This is a genomic window from Klebsiella sp. ME-303 (assembly GCF_007910085.1).
Lineage (GTDB): Bacteria > Pseudomonadota > Gammaproteobacteria > Enterobacterales > Enterobacteriaceae > Klebsiella > Klebsiella michiganensis.
This window is the reverse complement of sequence record NZ_VOJB01000008.1, coordinates 1-773: the sequence shown is the minus strand read 5'-3', so window position 1 is coordinate 773 and position 773 is coordinate 1. Positions and strand designations below refer to the sequence as shown.

1 protein-coding gene is annotated in these 773 nt (G+C 47.1%); it reads right to left on the bottom strand.

All coding sequences use genetic code 11. The features are described from left to right. Positions 1–457: transposase (locus tag FQK12_RS00050; protein WP_146295602.1), on the bottom strand; the 457-nt coding region annotated here is incomplete at its 3' end. Between the last annotated feature and the right edge of the window lie 316 nt (positions 458–773).

The following is a 773-nucleotide window of genomic DNA, read 5'->3' as shown; positions in this document are numbered from 1 at the left end:
CAAAGCGACGCTTGTCTTCGACCAGCAGTCGGCGCTGCTCAACTAATTGCTGGAGTAACCGGATATCTGCGTTGTCGGGTTCAATGGCTTTTATCTTTTTGGGATAGCGTAGCATTAACTCTAATGCTAGCTCGGCATCCTGCGGGTCATTTTTAGCGCCGCTGGGTGAGAAGGCTTGCCGGTAACGAGCCAGGGACAAAGCGTGGACGGAGAAAACGGTGATAAAGGGATATTTTTGAAGAGCATATACCACGGGGCCCTTCTTCAGCTCGAGAGCTATTGCGATTCTGCCTTTTACCTTCTGGTGTAACTCAGTAAGCCAGATATCAAGCGCTTCTGCCGTATGTTCAATCACATGGAATACGCGTTCACCGTTTTTGAACTGAACACAGACATCGTGTTTTTTATCTGCCCAGTCCAGACCAACATGTGCAGCAAATTGATTAGTCGCAGTCATCACCAACTCCTTTCATCGGGGATTGGTATGCATTCCACACTCTTCGAAAGAAATATAGTCAGCAGTGTATCTGCATGCCCTGAGTATTCGTTAGCGAACGCGGAGCACCTACTGGTTCGAAAGAGAAGCGGCGATCATCACATGATTCTCGCTCAATATTCGTAACCAGTAAGCGCATACCCTGAATCACTCAAAAGTGTAATTCTCAGGGTTAGAATGACTATAGTTCGCTCATAACTGACCCAATCCGTTTCCGTGGATAGATCTAAATGATAAGCGGACCTCACACTTTCGATTCACGCAGGTCAATTCGGTT